We start from the raw sequence: 22,160 nt of genomic DNA on the forward strand, positions 1-22,160 counted from the left end.
TGGGATCACGGTTGGGCGGGTGAGCCGGCCGCGGCGGACCTGGAGTCCAGCTCCGTGGCGAGGTCGGTGAGGACCGGGTGGCTGAGGAGGTCCTTGAGCGAGACCTTCCGGTCCAGGGCGATGGCGAGGCGGACGGCGGTGAGCGACGTGCCGCCGCGCTCGAAGAAGTGGTCACGGCGGTCGATCCCGTCCTCCGGCACGGCGAGCACGCGCGACCACGCCGCCGTCAGCCACTGTTCGGTGGGGGTGCGCGGAAGCTCGAGCGAGCGGCCCTCGGGCTCGGCGTCCGCCGCCAGCGCGGTGAGGCGCTTGCGGTCGATCTTGCCGTTGGCTGTCAGCGGGAGGGCCGGCTGCCACTGGAACACCTGCGGGACCATGTACCCGGGCAGCGACTGCGCCAGTTGCTCGCGCATCGTGCCGGAGTCCAGTGGCTCGAGGGCATGGTAGAAGGCGACCAGGTGCTTGCCCCGGTCCGGTCGCTCCGCCACGACGACCGCCCCGTCGCGGACTCCGGGAACCCGCAGGAGGGCGTTCTCGATGTCGCCGATCTCGATCCGGAACCCGGAGATCTTGACCTGGTTGTCCCGCCGGCCCAGGTACTCCAGCCTGCCGTCCGGCGACCAGCGACCGAAGTCACCCGCCCGGTAGAGCCGCGCGCCGTCCACATGGGGATCGGCGGAGTACGCCTGTGCCGTCCGCTCCGGGTCGTTGACGTACCCGCGGCCCACGCACACCCCGGAGAAGGCGATCTCGCCCGGTGCTCCGAGCGGCACGAGCCGCTGCCGCTCGTCGAGGAGGTGGATCCGCACGTTCGGGACCGGCCGGCCCAGCGGCACGTGATCGCCCGCCGGCGCGGCGCTCATCACCTCGTGGTTCGTGTCGTCCGAGGTCTCCGTCAGCCCGTAGGCGTTGACGAGCTTGACGTCGGGCAGCACGTCGAACCAGCGGCGGACCAGCTCCTGCTTCAGGGCCTCCCCGGTCGCCGAGACGCTGCGTAGGGAGGGCAGGTCGCGGGGTCTGCCCTCCAGGTAGGCCACCACCGCGTCCAGGTACGAGGGGACGACCTGGAAGACCGCGACCTCGCCCTGTTCCACCGTGTCCACGAACCGCTCGACGTCGAGGATCCGGTCCTGCCCGACGATGAGGGTGCGGCCGCCGACGAGCAGGGCCGAGATCAGCTGCCACAGGGAGATGTCGAAGCACTGGGGGGCGCTCTGGGCCACGACGTCGCCGGGTCCGATCCCCAGGTCCTCGATCTTGGCGTACAGGTGGTTCAGCATCCCGTCGTGCTCGCACATCGCGCCCTTCGGCTCACCCGTGGAGCCCGAGGTGAAGTAGATGTAGGCGAGCTGGTCCGGGCGCACCTCCAGGCCGAGGTCGTGGTCGGCGTGTCCCTCGGCCTCGACAACCTCGAGGTGGAGCTTCGTCACGGCCGGCATCCCGGCCAGCGCTCCGTCCAGCGAGGCGGTGCTGCCGTCCTCGGTCAGCACCGTCCGGCACCCGGCCCGGGTGAGCGTCTTCTCGATCCGGTCGGGCGGGAAGTGCGGTTCGATCGGCAGATAGGCGCCTCCCGCCTTGAGGATGCCGACGACGGCGGCCATCCACTCCAGGTTCCGCTCGGCGACGACCGCCACGACCTCCTCCGCCCGGAGTCCGCGTGCGAGCAGGGCGCGGGCGATCCGGTTGGCGCGCGCGTTGAGCTCCGTGTAGGTCCACCGCCGAGGGTCCTGGACGGCGGCGAGGCGCTCAGGATGCAGCCGGACCCGCTCCTCGAAGATCTCGTGGAAGCGCAGCCGGGGCCGGGGCCGCACGGGCCCGGCCAGCTGCTCGAGCTGGAGGCGCCGCTCCTCCGCAGCGACCAGGTCGGCGTCCGCGGGCTCCGTCTCGGGGCGGGTGACCAGGTGGCGGAGCGCGGTCAGGTGGTAGCCGGCGATCCGAAGGGCGGCACCGGCGTCGAGGACGTCCTGCCGGTACCGCAGGTGGAGCACCTCGTCCCCGGCCGCCTGCCTGGGGGAGACACCGAGCACGACGCCCTCCGGCAGTTCGGAACCGGCGTCCTGGCGGGTGTCGAACACCACCTCGTATCCCGCAGGGGCCGCTCGGCGCGGGGCTTCTCCCTGGTCGGAGTGCCCGGTCTGCCCGGCGCGGGCCCGGACCAGCCGGTCGTGCGCCTCGCGGACCAGGACCCGCCAGGACGGCCGGTCCAGGTCGAGGGTGTACGGCCGGGTGCCCGCCGCGTCCCTGCAGCCGGTGGTGACCTCCTGCTCGCCGGACAGTGCCTGGAGCACCCTTGCGTGGGCGGCCAACCAGATCGTGTCCGGTGCCACCTCCCAGTCCCGGGCCAGGGACCGCACGGCGGTGCTCAGGTCCTCGGGCACGGTTGCCTCGACCTGCGCCTGGTACGACCGGCGGTCGTGCGTCCACCGGGGGATCCGTGTGGGGGCGGCCCCCGGGACGGCGGGACGGTCGTCGGCCGGGGCCGGCGGGTGGTCGGCGACGGCCCGGCAGGTGAGCGCACGGGTGGTGGTCATGACAAGGGCCTTTCGGGAGCGACGGGGGACGTGATGGCGGCACGGGCTTCCTCGGCCGGGTTGCCGGCCCACAGGGACCCCCGAGAGAGGGTGGTTCCCTTCATCACGAAGGAGTCGGTGGCGACGACGACGCCGTCCTCGACGGTCACGCCGTAGTGGACGAGGGCGGCGACGCCGATCGTGACGTCGTCGCCGATGACGTCCTGGTCGGACTTGAACATGCCGTCCTCCTGGGAGTGGCACTGGATGTTGGTGCCGGCGTTCAGCGTGCAGCGCGAGCCGATCGACACGAGGCTCCGCTCGGGGATCGAGCAGCCGTCGTCGAAGACCCGGCTCCCCATCCGCACTCCGAGCCGTCGCCAGATGAACGGCTTGAAGGCCGTCCCGTTGAGCATGTTCATGCGGAGGTTGACGATCTGCAGCTTCCAGTACCGCTCGTGCCACCAGAAGTACGGGTGGTAGATGGAGCAGAGCTGGGGTTGAAGTCCCCGGAACCGCGTCATGACGTTCTCGATCACGATGGGGACCAACAGCCCGACCACGAGCATCACGACGAACGACGCGGAGAGGGCCAGGACACCGAACCGGTCGGACAGCTCGAGGGCGGCGAACACGGCCAGCATGGCCAGCGACGCGTTGAGCCACCGCACCATCAGGAAGAGAGCCATCGTGCGCAGGTTGTGATTGTTCTTGGCCGAGAGGGACCGCTGGAAGCGGGCCGGGTCGGCGTACTCCTCGAGCGGGGCGTCCCGCAGGACCGAACGGGGGATCTCGAACGCCGGCGACCCGAGCAGCCCTACGTCGTGGCGCACCGGGCCGTCGACGGGGACCATCACCTTGGTCGCGAGCAGACAGTTCTCCCCGGTCCTGGCCCCGGCCGGGTAGAGCACGAAGTTCCCGAGGAAGTTGTGCGCGCCGATCGCGACCGGACTGATCTTGAAGGACGTCGCCGAGTAGTCGGTGTTCATGAACGACACCCCGTCGGCGATCATCGTGCCGGTGCCGATCGTCGACAGGTACGGGTTGTCGTGCTTGAACAGCGTGCCCAGGTTCGAGCCCGTCTGCTGCAGCTGAGGCTGCTGGTACCCGATGGCACGGACGTAGTTCACGACGTAGGAGCTGTCGCCGAAGAGGGTCCCGAGCATGGGCCTGTTGGTCAGCCTCTCCACGCCCCGCTCGGCCGCGTGCTGCAGTCCGAACAGCGGGTACACCGTGTCCGGCTTCAGCAAGAGCTGGAGCACCCGTGGAACGGTCGTCGTGACGACCAGCATCACGATCGTTCCGCCGAGGACGCCCACGCCGGCGAAGGCGACGGCGTCGGCGTAGAAGACCCAGTTGGTGAACGCGTGCGGATGCGATTCCAGGAGCGCGGCCACGCGGGGGAACGCCAGGACAGCCAGGATCAGGGTCAGCCCCACCATGACGCGGCCAAGTGCGAGCGTGGCCACCAGCTGTGCCGCGGCATACACGGCGCGCCGTCCCGGGCGGTAGGGTGCCGGGGCCACCGTGGCGAAGTCCGTCTCGGTGGGCCTGCCCGGCGAGCCGTGCCAGTGCTTGCCCTCGGGCACGGCCTGGCCGGTGTACAGCGTGGACCGGTGGCCCAGCTGGGAACCGTCCCCCATCGTCGTGCCGATGTCCAGGACGCTGCCCTCGCCGACGATCACGTCCCGGCCCAGTGTCACGGCGCCGGTCTGGATGACTCCGCCGTGGGCTCGGTAGCCGTTGGCGTACACGTCCTTGCGGATCACGGTCCCGTCCCCGATCGTGATCAAGTCGGTGCACACCGGCAGGTGAGTGGTCAGGATCGTCACGTTGCGCCCGACCTTGGCGCCCATGGCCCGCAGATAGAGAGGGGTCAGCGGGGAACCGGTCATCAGGGCGAGGGGGCAGGTGCGCATGACGGTCTTGACCGTCCAGAACCGGAAGTAGGCCAGGCTCCAGATCCGGATCTCCCCGGACCGGAAGCGCCCGAGAAGGATCCACTTCGCCGCGACCGGCAGGATGCACAGCAGCAGGAACGTCGCCGCGCCGAGGGCGACCGACCGCAGGTAGAGCTCCCCGAAGCCCATCCCATGGCCCACCCAGTGGTGGTTGCCCGGCCCTGCGGCCGGGAACACCCACAGGTACCCCAAGACCGCGACCGCGCCGGCGAGCAGGCAGTAGCCGAGATAGACGAGCACCTGCAGGGTGCCACAGGCGAGGTACTCCCACGTCCGCGCGTCCATGGGCGGCGGTGTCGTCTGCACGGAGGCCACGACGGGATCAGGCTCCTGCGGCTGGTCCTGTTCCACGGGGCCCTGCAGCACCGCGGCGAGGGCGGCGATGTTCGGATGGCTGTAGACGTCCTTCATGGACACCGCCGGCAGGTCCGGCTGCTTGCGCACCCGGGCGCAGAACCGCGCCATGACCAGGGAGTCCGCGCCCAGGTCGGCGAAGAAGTCGGCGTCCACCGGCACCCGGTCCACGCCCAGCACCCCGGTCAGCACCTCGACCAGCCGGTCTCGCACGGCCGCCGGCACCGGCTCCGGCGGAGCCAGGGCCCCGGCCAGCGCCGTGATCGTCGGATGCTGGTAGATGTCCTTCATGGACACCGCCGGCAGGTCGGACTGCTTGCGCACCCGGGCGCAGAAGCGCGCCATCACCAGGGAGTCCGCGCCCAGGTCGGCGAAGAAGTCGGCGTCCACGGGGATGTCGTCCTGCTGCACCACCGAGGCGAGGAGAGCGGCCAGCCGGCGCTCGAGCGGCAGGCCCGCACCGGTCCTCTCGAGGGCCGGTGCGGACGGAGGCTCGCGCCTGGTGGGGACCGAGATCGGGGGGAGGGGAGACGCCGGGAGGGCGTCGGCGAGCTTCTTCACTGCGAGAGACTCCTCGGGGAGGAGGTGGCCGCGGAACCGGTCACCGGTGTGGTTGCCGCCTGCCGACGCCATGACACCTGGTGGTGCGGACGGCTCAGAGCGGCTGTCGAGTCGGAGCCGGCGAGCGCCTCGGCCCCGAAGTGGTCGAGGACCCAGTCCGGCTGGTAGATGGTGTCCAGGTACGGGCGGCCCAGGTCCGGGGAGATGGCCACCGCGGTGACGTCCTCGGCGTGGTGGGCCGCGAGCCACGTCATGGCGCCGTGGACCACGGTCCCGGTGGAGCCGCCGAGCAGGAACCCTCGCCCGGCCAGGCGGTGGCAGGTGCGCACCGTGTCCAGCTCCTCGACCATCACCACGTCGTCGATCAGGGACTCGTCGAGCTGGGGCGGCCGCACGCTCATGCCGAGCCCGGGGATCAGACGGGTGGCCGGCGGGCGACCGAACGAGACCGAGCCGACGGCGTCCACCGCGACGATCCGGACGTCGGGCCGGTGCTCCTTGAAGTACCGCGCGCAGCCCATCAGCGTGCCCGTGGTTCCGGCCCCCACGAACAGCACGTCGAGCTCGGGGAACTGGGCGTCGATCTCGGGGGCGGTCCAGCGGTAGTGCGCCCCCCAGTTGCCGGGGCTGGTGTACTGGTTGAGCCAGACGTACCGCTGGTCGAAAGCGCACAGCTCCCGGACGTGGTTGAGGCGGGCGCCGAGGAAGCCGTCGACGGGATCGGGCTCGGTGACCAGGTCGACGTGCGCCCCGAGCGACTCCATGAGCTGCCGGGTCGCGGGGTTGCAGCGCGGGTCGATCACGCACACGAAGCTGTACCCCTTGCTGGCGGCGATCATGCTGAGCGCGACGCCGAGGTTGCCGGAGGAGGACTCCACGAGCACGGAGCCGGGGCCGACCCTCCCTTCCCGCTCGGCCCGCTCGACCATCTCCCTGGCGGGCTTGAGCTTGATCGAACCGGCGAAGTTGAACCCCTCGATCTTCAGGTAGAGGCGGCGGCCCAGCGCGCCCTCCAGGTCGATGAACAGACTCTCCTCGTTGAACAGGTGCGGAGCCTTGATGATGGACATGGTCTTCCTCGTTCTCTCGCCGTGCGCTCGGTCCGTGAGGAGGGCGCGGGGACGGCGTTTCGCATTCGGGTCGGCTCGTAGCTCGGCTGACGGGCACCGCAAGGACCCTCTTCTCGGCATGCCGATCGACGAGGGCTCCGTCCTGCGGGGCGCCGCCTCGACGGAACGGTGCAACGCTGCGCTGCGAGCCCGGAGCGATCGACGGCTGTGAGTCCCCCACTCGCGGCAGGAGCCGCAGGACAGTGGTGCCAGCCGCGAAAGCGGCGGTCGTGACTGCTCAGGTGGTTCTTCTCATGGGTCTGTCCCATCCGGTGGAGAAGCGAGATCCGCTCCGCGACTGGTGCTGGCTCCTGGCGCATTCCCCCGAACGCCGGTTGAGCTCTGTGTATGGTTCGACGTCACCAACGTAGGTCCAGGTCAGGGGGCCTCGACCAACATTTGCGAAGATGACGGACACGATTCGGACACGGCCCCGGCGGGGGCCCGGCCGATCGCGGAACCGGCTCTCCTGGTCAGCGCGGGAACCCGGGTGCTGACAACTGCACGTGACGGATGATCCTGACGGGCGGGAGTGCTGGGTCCGGAAGGTGCTCCGCTCCGGGATCCGGAGGAAGCACGGCACAGGGCGAGTGAGTTCTTCGCCGCTCTCGCCGGACCCTGTTCCCTGGAGGGGCCCGACATGCTTCAAGGATGACCGACGGGTCCGACGCTGTAGTCCGCCCCCGGATGGAGAAAGCCTGTCCACCGGCGGTTGTACGCGGTGACGGTCACGGGACGCGGACGGTCAGCGCCGCTCGCGACTCCGCACGGTCCGGGCCGGGGCCCGGCGGGAGCGCCAGGTCCAGGATCCGCCACCCGGCCACGGGCCGTCCCGGGACGGGGCCCGCCCCGACCTCGTCCACGGAGGGTTCGCGGAACAGCCCCGAGCCCATGGCCTTGAGCAGGGACTCCTTGCGCGCCCACACCGTGGTCACGGCGGCCGGCCGGTCCGCGGCGGGCAGGGCCCGCAGGGCGATGATCTCGGCGGGGTGGAGCAGGGGGACCACCTGCTCGGCGGCGACCGGGTCCTGGAGCAGCTCGACGTCCACCCCCACCTCGCGCCCGGCGGTGGCCACGAGCACCTGGTCGCCGCTGTGCGAGAGGGAGAAGCGCAGGGCGTGGTCCTCGAGCCGCGGCTTGGGCCGGGGCCCCGCGGCGGGGACGGGCGGTCCCAGGCGCAGCGAGGCCGGGGCCGCCCCGGTGCGGGCGGCGAGCTCGTGGCGCAGCACGCAGTGGGCGACGACGAACCGCAGCCGGTCGCTCTCGTGGCGGAACGCCGCGGCCCGGTTCCGCTCGTCCTCGTCCAGGCAGTCCCGGACCGACTCCGCCCAGCCGGCCAGCGCGGCCACGCGGGCGAGCACCACCCGCACGTCCGCGGGGGCGCCCGGCACCGGCAGCTCGACCGTGCCGGGCACGCTCGGCGGGAGCGTCGTCACGACGACGGGCTCACCGGGAGCGGCCGGGAGCGGCGCACGCCTCGAGGTCCTCGAGCAGGCGGTGCCGGTTCTCGGCGAGCGGGTGGTGGCCGCCGGGGTACTCGCGCCGCTGCACGGTCCCGGTGCTGACGGGACGCCAGGCGTCCATGCCGGCGGCGTCCACGGTGTGGTCCTCGCTGCCGCGCAGCAGCAGCACGGGTGCCGTGACCGGGGCGGGGAGCCGGTCGTGGGCCATCGAGGCCCGCAGGTCCGCGCGCAGGGCGGGCAGCTGCAGGGCCAGCAGCTCGGGGTCCGCCAGCACGGCCTCGGGGGTGCCGCCCAGCCGCCGCAGCCACCGGGCGAGCGCCTGGTCCGCGCCCGGGTCCTGCGGGTCGAGCCCGGCCCGCAGGTCCTCGTCCCCGTCGTCCGCCGCGTCCACGGCGCCCGGGGCGGTCTTCGCGGACAGCGCGAGCAGCGACACCCGGATCCCCTCCCGGTGCTCGAGGAGCGAGGCGAGCTCGGCCGCGACGGAGGCGCCCATGCTGTGCCCCAGGACCACGAGCGGGACGTCCGAGGCCGCCCACGGCGCCCCGGCGACGGCCTCGGCTGCCTCCGCGGCGAGGGCGGCGACCGAGGGCGCGGCCGGCTCCCGGAAGCGGCTCTCCCGGCCGGGGTACTGGACGCCGAGGACGTGCACGTCCTCGCGGACCAGGAACCGCCAGTAGCCGGCGGCCGCGCCCGAGGGCGGGCAGCAGAGCACCCGCAGCCGGGGCGTCCGGGCGGGGGCGCCGCTGCGCAGCCGGTCCTGCGCGGAGAGGTCCACGAGGCAGCGCCCGGGGGCGCCGGTCGGTCGGGTGCTCATCGGGGCCGGGCCGCCCGGGTCAGGAGATGGTGGCCAGGACGGCGCCGGCGGAGACGGTGTCCCCGGGGCTCACGGAGAGCCCCGAGACCGTGCCCGACTTGTGGGCGGTCAGCGGCTGCTCCATCTTCATGGCCTCCAGCACCAGCACGAGGTCGCCCTCGGCCACCTCGTCCCCGTTGTCCACCGCGATCTTCACGATGGTCCCCTGCATCGGGGAGCTCAGGCTGTCCCCGCTCGCCGCGGCGGTGCCGCCGCCGCGGGCGGAGCGGGCCTTGCGCGGCTTGGCCGCGGTCCCGTTGGGCTTGGCCGCGCCGGGCAGGGCGGGCAGGACCACCTCGAGACGCTTGCCGGAGACCTCGACGACGATCGACTGACGCTCCTCGGCCTCGGGCCCGGCCTGCGGGACGCCCTCGAAGGGCGGGATGGTGTTGTCGAACTCCGTCTCGATCCACCGCGTGTGCACGGTGAACGGGGCGCCGTCCGCGGGGGCGAACGCCGGATCGGCGACGACGGCGCGGTGGAAGGGCACCACGGTGGGCATGCCCTCGATGCGCAGCTCGGCCAGCGCCCGGCGGGAGCGCTCGAGCGCCTGCTGCCGGGTGGCCCCGGTGACGATCAGCTTGGCGAGCATGGAGTCGAAGTTCCCGCCCACGGTCTCGCCGGCCTGCACGCCGGAGTCCACGCGCACGCCGGGTCCGCCGGGCAGGTCGAGGGCGGCGATGGTGCCGGGGGAGGGCATGAAGTGCCGCCCCGGGTCCTCGCCGTTGATGCGGAACTCGATCGAGTGGCCGCGGACCTCCGGGTCGTCGTAGCCGAGGGCCTCGCCGCGGGCCAGCCGGAACTGCTCGCGCACCAGGTCGATGCCCGTGACCTCCTCGGACACCGGGTGCTCCACCTGCAGGCGGGTGTTGACCTCCAGGAACGTGATCGTGCCGTCCTGGCCCACCAGGAACTCGCACGTGCCCGCGCCCTGGTAGCCGGCCTCGCGCAGGATCGCCTTCGAGGAGGCGTAGAGCAGGCGGTTCTGCTCCTCGGACAGGAACGGCGCCGGCGCCTCCTCCACGAGCTTCTGGTTGCGCCGCTGCAGGGAGCAGTCGCGGGTGGAGACGACCACCACGTTGCCGTGGGCGTCGGCCAGGCACTGGGTCTCGACGTGCCGCGGGGCGTCCAGGAAGCGCTCCACGAAGCAGTCGCCGCGGCCGAACGCCGCGGTGGCCTCGCGCACGGCGGACTCGTAGAGCTCCGGGATGTCGTCGCGGTTGCGGACCACCTTGATGCCGCGGCCGCCGCCGCCGAACGCGGCCTTGATGGCCAGGGGCAGCCCGTGCTCGTCGGCGAACGCGAGGACCTCCTCCGCGGAGCCGACCGGGTCGGTGGTGCCGGGGACCTGCGGGGCGCCGACCTTCTCCGCGATGTGGCGGGCGGCCACCTTGTCGCCGAGCTTGGCGATGGCCGCGGGCGGGGGCCCGATCCAGGTCAGGCCGGCCTCGAGCACGGCGAGGGCGAACTCGGCGTTCTCGGACAGGAAGCCGTAGCCGGGGTGCACGGCGTCGGCGCCCGAGCGGGCGGCGACCTCGAGGATCTTGTCGATCACCAGGTACGAGTCCGCGGCGGTGGACCCGCCGAGCCCGTAGGCCTCGTCCGCCGTGCGGGCGTGCAGGGCGTCCCGGTCCGGGTCGGCGTACACGGCCACGGAGGCGATGCCCTCGTCGCGGGCGGCGCGGATCACGCGCACCGCGATCTCGCCGCGGTTGGCCACGAGCACCTTGGTGATGGGGCGGATGGCGCCGTCCGCGGGGTTCTTACCGGTCACGTCTCACTCCTTGTCGAATCCTCCGATGCACTGTATTCCCCGTCGTGAGCAATCGCCCAACCACCCGGCGGCGGACCGGAAATGCGACGCCGTTTCTGTAGGAGTCCTACAAAGCGCAGACCGGTTCCGGCGGGGAGCGGTTCTCAGCGGCCGGCGGTCCACAGCTCGGGCACGCCGACGCCCGCCCGGCCGAGCAGCGTGCGCAGGGTGCTGAGGCTCAGGCCGACGACGGCGTGCACGTCGCCCTCCACCCGCTCCACGAACGCCGCGCCGAGCGAGTCGATGGTGAAGGACCCGGCCACCTCCAGGGGCTCGCCGGTGGCCACGTAGGCCGCGACCTCGTCGTCGGACATCTGCGCGAAGAACACCTCGGCGCTGGCGGGCGCGCCGCCGCTCCAGCCGCTCCCGCCGTCCGCCGGGCTCCGCGTGTCCACGAGCCAGTGGCCCGTGTGGAGCACCCCCGAGCGCCCGCGCATGGCCCGGATCCGGGCGGTCGCCGTCGCGGCGTCCAAGGGCTTGCCGTGCACCTCGCCGTCGAGCTCGAAGACCGAGTCGCAGCCCACCACGAGGGCGCCGGCGGCCTCGGGCAGCGCCGCCACGGCCTCCGCCTTGGCCCGGGCCAGGACCATCGCGGTCTCCTCGGCGCCGGTCACCCCGCGCTCCCGGACCACGGCGTCCTCGTCCACGTCGGAGACGAGCCGGTCGTGGCCGATCCCGGCGTCGGCCAGCAGCTTGGTGCGGGCGGGGGAGCGGGAGGCGAGGACGAGGCGGGGAGTCACCGTCCCAGGATACGCAGGCCGTGCGCGCGAGGGCCGCGCTGCGCCCCTCGCCCACGCGCGAGGGGCCGCGTCCTGCTGATGAGACGTTCTCCCACCGACAGGACGCGACCCCTCACGATCGCCCGGGACGGGACGCGACACCTCGCGTCCGCCCGGATCAGTACTCGACGACCACGCGGCCCTCGATCTTGCCCTTCTCCATCTCGTCGAGGATCGCGTTGACGTCCTCGAGCGGACGGGTGCTGTAGGTCGGGTGGATCAGACCGCGAGCGTAGAAGTCGAGGGCCTCGACCATGTCCTGGCGCGTGCCCACGATGGAGCCGCGGATGGTCAGGCCCTTGAGCACGATGTCGAAGATCGGCGCCGGGAAGTCCCCGGGCGGCAGGCCGTTGAACACGATCGTCCCGCCGCGGCGGACCATGCCGATCGCCTGGCCGAACGCGGCCGGGTGCACGGCGGTCACCAGCACGGCGTCCGCACCGCCCGGGATCTGCGCGAGCACGGCCTCGGCCGGGTCCTCCGCGAACGCGTTGACGGTGATCTCCGCGCCGTGCTTGCGGGCGAGGGCCAGCTTGTCGTCGGCGACGTCGACCGCCGCGACCCGCAGGCCCATGGCCACCGCGTACTGCACGGCCAGGTGCCCCAGGCCGCCGATGCCGGAGATCACCACCCACTCCCCAGGCCGCGCCTCGGTCATCTTCAGGCCCTTGTAGACGGTGACCCCGGCGCACAGCACCGGCGCCACCTCGTACGGGTCGGCGCCCGCGGGGATCTGCGCGGCGAAGCGGGCGTCGACCAGCATGTACTGGCCGAAGGACCCGTCGATGCTGTAGCCGCCGTTGACCTGCTCCTCGCACAGCGTCTCCCAGCCGGTGCGGCAGTTGCGGCAGTGCCCGCACGCCGAGGCCAGCCAGGCGTTGCCCACGAGGTCGCCCTCCTGCACCTCCGTGACGCCCGGGCCGAGGGCCACGACCGTGCCCACGCCCTCGTGGCCCGGGACGAAGGGCGGGGTGGGCTGGACCGGCCAGTCGCCGTGGGCGGCGTGCAGGTCGGTGTGGCACACACCGGTCGAGATCAGCTTGACGAGGACCTGGCCGGGGCCGGGTTCGGGGACCGGGAGGTCCTTGACCTCCAGGGGCTGCCCGAAGGCGGTGACGACGGCGGCGGTCATGGTGCCGGGGACCGCGGTGGCCGCGGACTCCTGGACGGTCGGGGCTTGCTGGGCGTTCATGGTGCTCCTCCTGGAACGGGACGGACGGTCGGGACGGGTGAGGGTGGTTTAGAAGAAGCCCTGGGCATCCTCGGAGTAGGAGACCAGCAGGTTCTTGGTCTGCTGGTAGTGGTCCAGCATCATGAGGTGGTTCTCGCGGCCGATGCCCGAGGACTTGTAGCCGCCGAACGCGGAGTGGGCGGGGTAGTTGTGGTACTGGTTCACCCACACGCGCCCGGCCTGGATGTCGCGGCCGGCGCGGTAGGCCAGGTTTCCGTTGCGGGCCCAGACCCCGGCGCCGAGGCCGTAGAGGGTGTCGTTGGCGGTGGCCATGGCGTCGGCGTAGTCGGCGAAGCGGGTGACCGACAGGACGGGCCCGAAGATCTCCTCCTGGAAGATGCGCATCGAGTTCTCGCCCTCGAACACCGTGGGGGAGACGTAGAAGCCCTCGGCGAGGTCCCCGTCCAGGACGTTGCGCTCGCCGCCCACGAGGACCTTCGCGCCCTCCTGCCGGCCGATGTCGATGTAGGAGAGGATCTTCTGCAGCTGGTCGTTGGAGGCCTGCGCCCCGACCTGGGTGTCGAGGTCCAGCGGGTTGCCCTGGACCATTCCCTTGACCCGCTCGACGCCGTCCGCCAGCAGCCGGTCGTAGATCGAGCCCTGGATCAGGGCCCGCGAGGGGCAGGTGCAGACCTCGCCCTGGTTGAGGGCGAAGAACGCGAAGCCCTCCAGCGCCTTGTCGTAGAAGGAGTCCTGGGCCGCGGCGACGTCCTCGAAGAAGATGTTCGGGGACTTCCCGCCCAGCTCGAGGGTCACCGGGATGATGTTCTGGGACGCGTACTGCATGATGAGCCGGCCGGTGGTGGTCTCCCCGGTGAAGGCGATCTTGCGGATCCGCGGGCTCGAGGCCAGCGGCTTGCCGGCCTCCACGCCGAAGCCGTTGACCACGTTGACCACGCCCGGGGGCAGGATGTCCGCGAGCAGCTCCATGAGCACCATGATCGAGGCCGGGGTCTGCTCGGCCGGCTTGAGCACCACGGCGTTGCCCGCGGCCAGGGCCGGGGCGAGCTTCCACACGCCCATGAGGATCGGGAAGTTCCAGGGGATGATCTGCCCGACCACCCCGAGGGGCTCGTGGAAGTGGTAGGACGTGGTGTTGTCGTCGAGCTGGGAGAGGGTGCCCTCCTGGGCGCGGATCGCCCCGGCGAAGTAGCGGAAGTGGTCGATGGCCAGGGCGATGTCCGCGTTGATGGTCTCGCGCACGGGCTTGCCGTTGTCCCAGGTCTCGGCCACGGCGAGCATCTCGAGGTTCTGCTCCATCCGGTCGGCGACCCGGTGCAGCACCAGCGCCCGCTCCGCGACCGGGGTCTTGCCCCAGGCCGGGGCGGCGGCCCACGCGGCGTCGAGCGCGGCGTCGATGTCCTCGGCGGTGCCGCGGGCCACCTCCGTGAAGGGCTTGCCGTTGACCGGGGAGATGTTCTCGAAGTACCTGCCCTGCACGGGCGGGACCCACTGTCCGCCGATCCAGTGCTCGTAGCGGGGCTTGAAGGTGACCTTCGAGCCCTCGGTGCCGGGCTGCGCGTAGACGGTGGTGAGGGACTGGGTTTCAACGCTCATGGTGACCTGCTCCTGGTGCGTGACGGTGCGTGTGGCACGGGTGCGGACCGCCTCGTCCGCACCATCGTGTGATGCGGATCACGCTACGGGGGGCCACGTTGCACGCACGTTGCACGCACGGTGCGGCGGGCGCCGGGGCCGGTCAGATGCGCAGCCGCTCCAGCTCGAGCACGGCCTCGGCGCGGGCGGGGGAGCGGGCCGGCAGGAGGCGCAGCAGCAGCGCCCACGCCTCGGCGTCGTCGGCGGCCTCCGGCAGGGTGAGGTACTCGCGCACGGCCTCGGCCGAGCCGTCGGTGAGCACGGCCTCTCGCAGGAGCCCGGTGAGGCGGTGGCGCAGGGCCACGAGGGACGGCGCCTCGGAGTGGGGCAGCAGCGCCCCGGTGTACTCGCGCAGCGCCCGCCGGTGCGAGCCCCGGGCGAGCAGCTCGAGCACCCGGCCCGCGTCCGAGGGCAGCGGGGTCTCGAGCCGGTAGGGGCGGGAGGCGATCGCCGGCCCGCCCCGGGACTCGAGCAGCCGGCGCAGCCGCAGGACCTCGGCGCGCACCGTGGTCTCCTGCGCCCGGCCGGCCCACAGCTGCTCCGACAGCTCCGCGGTGCACAGGCCGTTGCCGGCGCGTGAGAGGGCCAGGAGGATCTCGGCGTGGCGCTCGGTGAGCTCCAGGGCCTGACCGTCCAGCACCAGCGCCGGCGGGGCGTCGCCGAGCACGCGCAGGAACGCGCCGTGGGCGGGGGCGGCGGCCGGCGCCGCGGCGGTCTCGGAGCGGCGGGCGGAGCGCAGGGCGAGGGCGAGCTCGGCCCGGGCGGCGCGCACCGCCGCGCCGACCAGTGCCCGGGTGGCGGGGGCCGCGGCGGCGTCCCCGCCCGTCAGGTCCACCGCCCCCAGCAGCGCCCCCGTGACGGGGTGCAGCAGCGGGGCGGCCGTGCAGGTCCAGGGCCGGGCCTCGGGGTAGAAGTGCTGCTCGCGGTGCACGGTCACGGGCCGGCGCAGGACCAGGGCGGTGCCCGGGGCGTTGGTGCCCACGGCCGGCTCGGACCAGTCGGCGCCCTCGACGAAGCCCATGGATTCGGCCCGCCGCCGGGTCGCGGCGCTGCCCCGGACCTGCAGGATCACGCCGCCGGGGTCCGTGACGGCCACGACCAGGCCGGTGTCCTCGGCCAGCGGGGTGAGCAGCTCGTCGAGCACGGGCATCAGCAGGCGCAGCGGGGAGCGGGCCTCCCGGACGTCGGGGCCGTCCAGCACGACCCGCGGGGTGCAGCGCTCGGGCGCCGAGAGGTGGTCCAGCGACCGGGCCCAGGACAGTCGCAGCAGCGGGTCCGTCGTCGTCGGTCCGTCCGCCGGTGCGCCCACGCGCCGCCTCCTGTCCCGTGCTGTGATCCAGCTCTCATGCCCGTCCCAGGGTAGCCCGTGACGCGTCCAGGAACAGCGAGGGGCGGGGAACTGCCGGAATGCGTCGAGCATTCTCGCAGTTCCCCGCCCCTCGCGGTGGGGACGGCGGCGCCGGGGCTCAGCGGGCCCCGGTCGCCGCGGTGGCCTCGGGGGTGGCGCCCTCGGGGGCGGCGTCCTCGGGTGTGAAGGGGTCGCCGGAGCGCGGGGCGTCGTAGAGCTCCCGGTCCAGCAGCCCCTCGCGGTGGGCGACGATCGTGGGCACCAGGGCCTGGCCCGCCACGTTGAGCGCGGTGCGGCCCATGTCGATGATCGGGTCCACGGCCAGCAGGAGGCCCACGCCGTCGAGCGGCAGGCCCAGCGTGGACAGCGTCAGGGTGAGCATCACGGTGGCGCCCGTGGTGCCGGCGGTCGCCGCGGAGCCCAGCACGGACACGAGCGCGATGAGCACGTAGTGCGTGACGTCCAGCTCGATCCCGTAGAACTGCGCGACGAACAGGGCGGCGATCGCGGGGTAGACCGCGGCGCAGCCGTCCATCTTGGTGGTGGCCCCGAGCGGCACGGCGAAGGACGCGTAGGCGCGGGGCACGCCGAGGCTGCGCTCGGTGACGCGCTGCGTCAGGGGCATGGTGCCGACCGAGGAGCGGGAGACGAAGCCCAGCTGCACGGCCGGCCACACGCCGGAGAAGTACTGCCGGACGGAGAGCCCGTGCGCCTTGACCAGGGCCGGGTAGACCACGAACGCCACGACCAGCAGGCCGGCGTAGACGGTGGCGACGAACGCCAGGAGCCCGCCCATCGAGGTCCAGCCGTACTCGAACACGGCCCGGCCGATGAGCCCGAGGGTGCCCAGCGGGGCGAGGCGGATGATCCACCAGACCACCTTCTGCACCACGGCGAGCGCGGCCCGGACCACGGCCAGGAAGGGCTCGGCGGGGGTGCCCACCTTGAGCGCCGCGATGCCGACGGCGGCCGAGACCACGAGCACCTGCAGCACGTTGAAGCCGAGGGAGGTCTGGACGGTCTCCGGGTCCACCACGGAGGAGGAGACCTGCAGGCCCAGGAAGTTGGCGGGGACCAGGCCGGTGAGGAAGCCCAGCCACGAGCCCTGCGTCCCGGTGTACGCCTCGGCGGGCGCGGCCGCGCCGCTGCCGGCGCCGGGCTGGACGACCAGGCCGAGCACCAGGCCGACCGTCACGGCGATCAGGGCGGTGATCCCGAACCACAGCAGCGTCTTCCACGCGAGCCGGGCGGCGTTGGAGACCTCCCGCAGGTTGGCGATCGAGGAGATCACCGCGGTCACGATGAGCGGGACCACGGCGGCCTTGAGCAGGCTGACGTAGCTGGTGCCGATGGTGTCCAGGGCGGTCATCAGCCAGTTGGGGTCCGTGTCGGGGTCGCCGCCCAGGGCGTCGGCCACGGTGCCCAGGACCACGCCCAGGAGGAGGGCGAGCACGATCTGCGGGCCGAAGGAGGTCATCCACCGGGGCAGCCGTCGAGTGCTTTCTGCGGAAATCATGTGGCCACGATAGGGCGCGGAAATATACAACACCGAATGACGGTGACGAAATGTGACGCGGGAATGACGGAGGTCACAGGGCGAGCGCGTACCGCAGGGTGTCCAGGCCCACCGAGCCGACCCGCAGCGCGCGGGTGTGGAAGTCCTTGAGCAGGAACTCCGGGCCCGCCGCGGCGCGGGCCGCCTCCCGCGCCTGCTCCCACAGCTGCTGGCCCACCTTGTAGGACGGCGCCTGCCCGGGCCAGCCCATGTAGCGCATCCACTCGAAGCGCAGCATCGGGTCCGCCATCACGATGTTCGAGCGCAGGAACTGCCAGCCGTCCTCGGGCGTCCAGACCTCGCCGGGGCGGGCCCCGCCGAGGGCGTCCCCGAGCTCCGCGGGGATCCGGTAGCCGCAGTGGAAGCCGACGTCGAACACCACCCGCGCCGCCCGCAGCCGCTGGGCGTCCAGCATCCCCATCCGGTCCCCGGGGTCCTGCAGGTGGCCCAGCTCGTCCATGAGCCGCTCGGCGTACAGCGCCCAGCCCTCCCCGTGGCCCGAGACCCACACGCCCATCCGCCGCCACCGGTTGAGCTCGCCCGAGTTGGCGAGCGCGGTGGAGAACTGCAGGTGGTGGCCGGGAACGCCCTCGTGGTAGACGGTCGTGGTCTCCTCCCACGTGGTGAAGGTCCGGGTGCCCTCGGGCACGGACCACCACATGCGCCCGGGGCGGGAGAAGTCGGCGCTGGGCATCGAGTACCAGATCCCGCCGTCGTGGGTCGGGGCGATGCGGCACTCGAGCCGGCGCATGGGACCGGTGAGCTCGAAGTGCGTGTCCGCGAGGGCGTCCACGGCGGCGTCGGAGAGGTCCTGCATCCACGCCTGCAGCGCGTCGGTGCCGTGCAGCTGCCGCGCCGGGTCGGCGTCCAGGGCCGCCATGGCCTCGGCGACCGTGGCGCCTGGGGCGATCCGGCGGGCGAGCTGCTCCTGCTCCGCCACGATCGTGCGCAGCTGCTCCACGCCCCACGCGTAGACCGTGGCCGGGTCCAGGACGGCGCCCAGGAACTCCTGCAGGCGCAGCGTGTACACGTCCGGTCCCACCGCGTCCGTGCGGGGCGCGTCCGCGGCGAGCTCCCTGCCCAGCACGGCGGCGAGGCCCCGGTAGGCGTGCCGCGCCGCCTCGGCCGCCTCCCCGACCTGCTGCCGCAGCGCCTCGGGGACGCGGGGGCTGCGCGCCAGCCGGTCGAAGAAGCCGTGGCGCGCCGCGTAGCCGGTGCACTGCCGGGCGGCGTTGCGCAGCTGCGCCGCGGAGGCCGAGCGGCCGAGGGAGCGGGCGTGCCGCAGGCCCAGGACGTAGGAGTCCACGGCGGCGGGCACGGCGCGCAGCCGGCCGGCGAGGTGCGCCCAGTCCTCGGCGGTGCTCCGGGGCAGGTCGTCGAAGACCTCCCGGATCTCCTGCACCGGGGAGGAGATGTTGTTGACCTCCCAGCCCCGCAGCCCCTCCTCGTGCAGGAGCAGGTCCAGGCCCAGGCGCTCGCGCAGGGCGTGGCCGGTGATCCGGTCGACGTCGTCGACCGGGGCCGCGAGCTCGAGCTCCGCCAGCGTCCGGCGGGCGGCGTCGGCGTGGGCCTCCAGGCCCTCGGGCCCGAAGTCGCGGTACTCGGCCTCGTGCCCGGGGAAGCCGTGCACGGTGGCCTGGGCCGGGTCCAGCTCCATGGCGCGCGCGAACCAGCGCTCGGCCACGGCGTCCACGTCCGTGGGCTCGCGCCGCCCCGCGCCGAGGGGCGCGGGGCCGGCGCCGGTCAGGGGGTCGGGCCGTTGATCGGTCATGCACGTCACAGTAGCGCCGGGCGCTCCCTAGACTGCGGAGCATGTCCGCTCCTGCGCCGCGCGCGAACTCCGCGCCCCCCGCGACCGTTCCGGCCGGGCCCTCGGGGACCGCCGGGACCGGGCCCGCCCTGCTCGTGGTGGTCGCGGGGGTGGTGGGCGCCCTGCACGTGTGGAAGCTGGCCCCGGCGCTGCCCGTGCTCTCCGCCGAGCTCGGCCTGAGCCTGGTGCAGGGCGGGTTCCTGCTCTCCACCGTGCAGGTGGCCGGCATGCTGCTGGGCGTGGTGGTGGGTCTGTCCGGGGACCGGATCGGCCTGCGCCGGGGATTGGTGCTCGGGCTGGGCCTGCTCACCGCCGGCTCCGTGACGGGCCTGCTCTCCACGGGGTACGGCCCGCTGCTGGGCTCCCGGGTGCTGGAGGGCGTGGGGTTCATGCTCGTGTCGATCTGCGCCCCGGCCCTGATCCGGCGCACCGTGGCCCCGGCCCGGGTGTCCCTGCTGGTGGGACTGTGGGGTTGCCACATCCCGGTCGCCGCGGCCCTCTCCCTGCTCCTCGGCGGGCTGCTCAGCGAGGCCCTCGGCTGGCGCAACTGGTGGGCGGCCGCCGCGGCCGGCTCCGCGCTCCTGGGCGTGCTGGTGCTCGCCGTGCTCCCGCCGGACCCGGCCCACACGGTGGTGCACGGGGTGCGGCAGCGCCTCGGGCTGACCCTGCGCGCACCGGGGCCGTGGCTCGTGGCCGCGGTCTTCGGGCTCTACACCGCCCAGTGGAACGGGGTGGTGCAGTTCCTGCCCTCCATGTACGCCGAGGCCGGGATCGCGGCGGGCGCCGCCGCGGGGCTCAGCGCGCTCGCCGCGGGGGTCAACGTGGTGGGCAACCTGGGCGCGGGCCGGGCCCTGCAGCGCGGGGTGCGCCCCGTGGTGCTGTGGTGCACGGGCTTCGCCGTGCTGGGCCTGGCCGCCGTGGTCGCGTTCGGGATCGCCCCGCTGCTGGACGAGGACGTGCGCTTCGGCGCCCGGTACGGCGCGGTCCTGGTGTTCTCCGCGGTGGGGGGAGTGGTGCCGACCACGGCGATCGCCAGCCTCATGCGCGTCGCGCCCACCCCCACCACGGTGGCCACCACGCTGGGCCTGGGCCAGCAGTTCAACGCCCTGGGCCAGTTCGCCGGCCCGCCCGCGGTCGCCTCGGTCGCGCAGGCGACCGGCTCCTGGGACCTGACGTGGGCGGTGACGGCGGTGCTCGCCCTGGCGGGCATCGCGGTGGCGCTCGTCGTCTCCCGGCGGATCCCCCGGGAGCCGTGACCGGGCGCCACCCGGGTCACGGCGTGCGGGTCACTCCTCCGGCCCGGTCACTCCTCCGGCCGGGTCCGCCGCCACGCGCCGCGGCCCGGGCGCAGCTTCAGGCCCAGCCGCATCCGGCGGAACTGGTCCCGGCGCCCCGGGGAGCCCTTCGCGTCCTCCTCGCCCGCGTGCCGGCGCGCGAGCAGGACGGCCGTGACGGCGGCGACCTCCTCCGGCGTGGGGCTGCCGGCCGTGAAGCGCAGGGACGGGGTGCCCTCGGCGGGCTCACGGGGGGTCACAGCGGGATGTTCCCGTGCTTCTTGGTGGGCATCGACGCCCGCTTGTCGCGCAGGGCCCGCAGGGCCTTGAGCACCTGCACCCGGGTCTCGGACGGGGAGATCACCGCGTCCACGTAGCCCAGCTCGGCGGCCTGGTAGGGGTTGAGCAGGCTCTCCTCGTACTTGCGCACCAGCTCGGCGCGCAGCGCCTCGACGTCCTCGTCGTTGTCCGCGGCGGCCTTGAGGTCCCGGCGGTAGAGGATCTCCACGGCGCCCTGGGCGCCCATCACACCGATCTGCGCGGTGGGCCAGGCCAGGTTGACGTCCGCGCCGAGCTTCTTGGAGCCCATCACGATGTAGGCCCCGCCATAGGCCTTGCGGGTGATCAGGGTGACCAGCGGGACGGTCGCCTCGGCGTAGGCGTAGAGCAGCTTGGCGCCGCGCCGGATGATGCCGTTGAACTCCTGATCGGTGCCGGGCAGGAACCCGGGCACGTCCACGAGGGTGAGGATCGGGACGTTGAACGCGTCGCAGTGGCGCACGAACCGGGCCGCCTTCTCGGAGGCCGCGATGTCCAGGGTGCCGGCGAACTGCATGGGCTGGTTCGCCACGACGCCCACGGTGTGCCCCTCGACCCGGGCGTAGCCGATCATCACGTTGGGGGCGTAGAGGGCCTGCATCTCCAGGAAGTGCCCGTCGTCGACGATCGCCTCGACCACCGCGCGCATGTCGTAGGGCTGGTTCGCGGAGTCGGGGACCAGCACGTCCAGGGCGAGGTCCTGGTCGGTGACCTCGTCCTCCTGGTCGTGGTCCACCAGGGGCGCCTCCTGCAGGTTGTTCGCCGGCAGGAACTCGAGCAGCTCGTGCACGAAGTCCAGCGCGTCCTGCTCGTCCTCGGCGAGGTACGTGGCCGTGCCGGTCGTCGCGTTGTGCTGGCGCGCCCCGCCCAGCGTCTCCATGTCCACCGTCTCGCCCGTGACCGTCTTGATGACGTCCGGTCCGGTGATGAACATGTGCGAGGTCTTGTCGACCATCACGATGTAGTCGGTCAGGGCGGGGGAGTAGGCCGCCCCGCCCGCGCACGGGCCCATGATCAGCGAGATCTGCGGGACCACCCCGGAGGAGCGGACGTTCATGTTGAAGATGTCCGCGAACATGGCCAGGGAGGCCACGCCCTCCTGGATCCGTGCCCCGCCGCCGTCGTTGATCCCGATGACCGGGCAGCCGTTGCGCAGGGCGAACTTCTGGACCTTGACGATCTTCTCCCCGTTGACCTGGGACAGCGACCCGCCGAAGACCGCGAAGTCCTGGGAGTAGACCGCCACCAGGCGCCCGTCCACCGTGCCGTAGCCGCTGACCACGCCGTCGCCGGGCAGCTTCTTCGACGCCATCCCGAAGGCGGTCGAGCGGTGGGTCGCGAGGGCGTCGAACTCCACGAACGAGTCCTCGTCCAGGAGCATCTCCACGCGCTCGCGGGCGGTGTTCTTCCCGCGGGCGTGCTGCTTCTCGACCGCCGCCTGCCCCGCGGGCACCTCGGAGCGGGCCCTGCGGTCGTGGAAGTCGGCGATCTTGCCGGCGGTGGTCGTCAGGTCGTGGGTCACAGGCACCTCGTGGTCTGGTACGCGGCCGGCCCGGCGGGCCGATCGGTCCGGTCCGGGGTGGTCAGGGGACCTGCTCACTCTAGTCCGCGGCCGCGGGGGCCTC

Annotated in this window: 15 protein-coding genes; 1 reads left to right on the forward strand and 14 read right to left on the reverse strand. The window is 73.1% G+C overall.

What is annotated here, in order from left to right; all coding sequences use genetic code 11:
- Positions 1 to 5: 5 nt before the first annotated feature.
- The 12 genes from E7Z53_RS15155 to E7Z53_RS15210 all read right to left on the reverse strand — a co-directional run bounded on the left by E7Z53_RS15155 (position 6) and on the right by E7Z53_RS15210 (position 18,904).
- On the reverse strand, positions 6 to 2,531 hold the full coding sequence (locus E7Z53_RS15155) for a non-ribosomal peptide synthetase (protein WP_176338130.1): 2,526 nt from the start codon (positions 2,529 to 2,531) through the stop codon (positions 6 to 8).
- Positions 2,528 to 5,386: a Pls/PosA family non-ribosomal peptide synthetase gene (locus E7Z53_RS15160; protein ID WP_369597999.1), complete on the reverse strand. Its 2,859-nt coding sequence runs from the start codon at positions 5,384 to 5,386 to the stop codon at positions 2,528 to 2,530. Before E7Z53_RS15160 ends, E7Z53_RS15155 begins: the two co-directional genes overlap by 4 nt.
- Positions 5,383 to 6,456 carry a 2,3-diaminopropionate biosynthesis protein SbnA gene (sbnA, locus tag E7Z53_RS15165; RefSeq protein WP_176338132.1) on the reverse strand — a complete coding sequence of 358 codons (1,074 nt, stop codon included), beginning with the start codon at positions 6,454 to 6,456 and terminating at the stop codon, positions 5,383 to 5,385. Before sbnA ends, E7Z53_RS15160 begins: the two co-directional genes overlap by 4 nt.
- A gap of 767 nt (positions 6,457 to 7,223) precedes the next feature.
- Complete coding sequence (locus E7Z53_RS20860) at positions 7,224 to 7,931, reverse strand: 4'-phosphopantetheinyl transferase family protein (RefSeq protein ID WP_146202103.1); 708 nt, start codon at positions 7,929 to 7,931, stop codon at positions 7,224 to 7,226.
- Between the two features lie 10 nt (positions 7,932 to 7,941).
- Positions 7,942 to 8,772, reverse strand: a complete 831-nt coding sequence (locus E7Z53_RS15175) for a thioesterase II family protein (protein WP_176338133.1) — start codon at positions 8,770 to 8,772, stop codon at positions 7,942 to 7,944.
- Positions 8,773 to 8,791: 19 nt separating this feature from the next.
- Positions 8,792 to 10,585 carry an acetyl/propionyl/methylcrotonyl-CoA carboxylase subunit alpha gene (locus E7Z53_RS15180; protein ID WP_176338134.1) on the reverse strand — a complete coding sequence of 598 codons (1,794 nt, stop codon included), beginning with the start codon at positions 10,583 to 10,585 and terminating at the stop codon, positions 8,792 to 8,794.
- Positions 10,586 to 10,728: 143 nt separating this feature from the next.
- A complete protein-coding gene (locus E7Z53_RS15185; protein ID WP_035926461.1) occupies positions 10,729 to 11,364 on the reverse strand; it encodes a Maf family protein in 636 nt (211 codons plus the stop codon).
- Between the two features lie 157 nt (positions 11,365 to 11,521).
- Positions 11,522 to 12,595, reverse strand: coding sequence for an alcohol dehydrogenase AdhP (adhP, locus tag E7Z53_RS15190; RefSeq protein WP_017834229.1), 1,074 nt, complete (start codon positions 12,593 to 12,595; stop codon positions 11,522 to 11,524).
- Between the two features lie 48 nt (positions 12,596 to 12,643).
- Complete coding sequence (gene exaC, locus E7Z53_RS15195; RefSeq protein WP_035926457.1) at positions 12,644 to 14,191, reverse strand: acetaldehyde dehydrogenase ExaC; 1,548 nt, start codon at positions 14,189 to 14,191, stop codon at positions 12,644 to 12,646.
- A 142-nt stretch (positions 14,192 to 14,333) separates the two neighbouring features.
- Positions 14,334 to 15,539: a GAF domain-containing protein gene (locus tag E7Z53_RS15200; protein WP_052132895.1), complete on the reverse strand. Its 1,206-nt coding sequence runs from the start codon at positions 15,537 to 15,539 to the stop codon at positions 14,334 to 14,336.
- A 157-nt stretch (positions 15,540 to 15,696) separates the two neighbouring features.
- Entirely contained in the window at positions 15,697 to 17,094 is a 1,398-nt protein-coding gene (locus E7Z53_RS15205) for a dicarboxylate/amino acid:cation symporter (protein WP_176338135.1), read from the reverse strand.
- A 73-nt stretch (positions 17,095 to 17,167) separates the two neighbouring features.
- Positions 17,168 to 18,904: a DUF885 domain-containing protein gene (locus tag E7Z53_RS15210; RefSeq protein ID WP_176338136.1), complete on the reverse strand. Its 1,737-nt coding sequence runs from the start codon at positions 18,902 to 18,904 to the stop codon at positions 17,168 to 17,170.
- A gap of 41 nt (positions 18,905 to 18,945) precedes the next feature.
- On the opposite strand from E7Z53_RS15210, the gene E7Z53_RS15215 reads away from it, so the two are divergent.
- Positions 18,946 to 20,199 carry an MFS transporter gene (locus E7Z53_RS15215; protein ID WP_176338137.1) on the forward strand — a complete coding sequence of 418 codons (1,254 nt, stop codon included), beginning with the start codon at positions 18,946 to 18,948 and terminating at the stop codon, positions 20,197 to 20,199.
- A 47-nt stretch (positions 20,200 to 20,246) separates the two neighbouring features.
- Here the strand turns inward: E7Z53_RS15215 and E7Z53_RS15220 are convergent, their stop codons facing one another.
- Entirely contained in the window at positions 20,247 to 20,477 is a 231-nt protein-coding gene (locus E7Z53_RS15220) for an acyl-CoA carboxylase subunit epsilon (RefSeq protein ID WP_035926447.1), read from the reverse strand.
- Complete coding sequence (locus tag E7Z53_RS15225; protein ID WP_017833849.1) at positions 20,474 to 22,057, reverse strand: acyl-CoA carboxylase subunit beta; 1,584 nt, start codon at positions 22,055 to 22,057, stop codon at positions 20,474 to 20,476. Before E7Z53_RS15225 ends, E7Z53_RS15220 begins: the two co-directional genes overlap by 4 nt.
- Positions 22,058 to 22,160 lie beyond the last annotated feature (103 nt).

The sequence above is a fragment of the Kocuria salina genome (assembly GCF_013368965.1).
GTDB lineage: Bacteria > Actinomycetota > Actinomycetes > Actinomycetales > Micrococcaceae > Kocuria > Kocuria rosea.

What these genes read in the sequence shown, in the direction of transcription:
- E7Z53_RS15155 (WP_176338130.1), bottom strand. Translation starts at nt 2,531, where the DNA reads ATGACCACCACCCGTGCGCTCACCTGCCGGGCCGTCGCCGACCACCCG.
- sbnA (WP_176338132.1), bottom strand. Translation starts at nt 6,456, where the DNA reads ATGTCCATCATCAAGGCTCCGCACCTGTTCAACGAGGAGAGTCTGTTC.
- E7Z53_RS15175 (WP_176338133.1), bottom strand. Translation starts at nt 8,772, where the DNA reads ATGAGCACCCGACCGACCGGCGCCCCCGGGCGCTGCCTCGTGGACCTC.
- adhP (WP_017834229.1), bottom strand. Translation starts at nt 12,595, where the DNA reads ATGAACGCCCAGCAAGCCCCGACCGTCCAGGAGTCCGCGGCCACCGCG.
- exaC (WP_035926457.1), bottom strand. Translation starts at nt 14,191, where the DNA reads ATGAGCGTTGAAACCCAGTCCCTCACCACCGTCTACGCGCAGCCCGGC.
- E7Z53_RS15205 (WP_176338135.1), bottom strand. Translation starts at nt 17,094, where the DNA reads ATGATTTCCGCAGAAAGCACTCGACGGCTGCCCCGGTGGATGACCTCC.
- E7Z53_RS15210 (WP_176338136.1), bottom strand. Translation starts at nt 18,904, where the DNA reads ATGACCGATCAACGGCCCGACCCCCTGACCGGCGCCGGCCCCGCGCCC.
- E7Z53_RS15215 (WP_176338137.1), top strand. Translation starts at nt 18,946, where the DNA reads ATGTCCGCTCCTGCGCCGCGCGCGAACTCCGCGCCCCCCGCGACCGTT.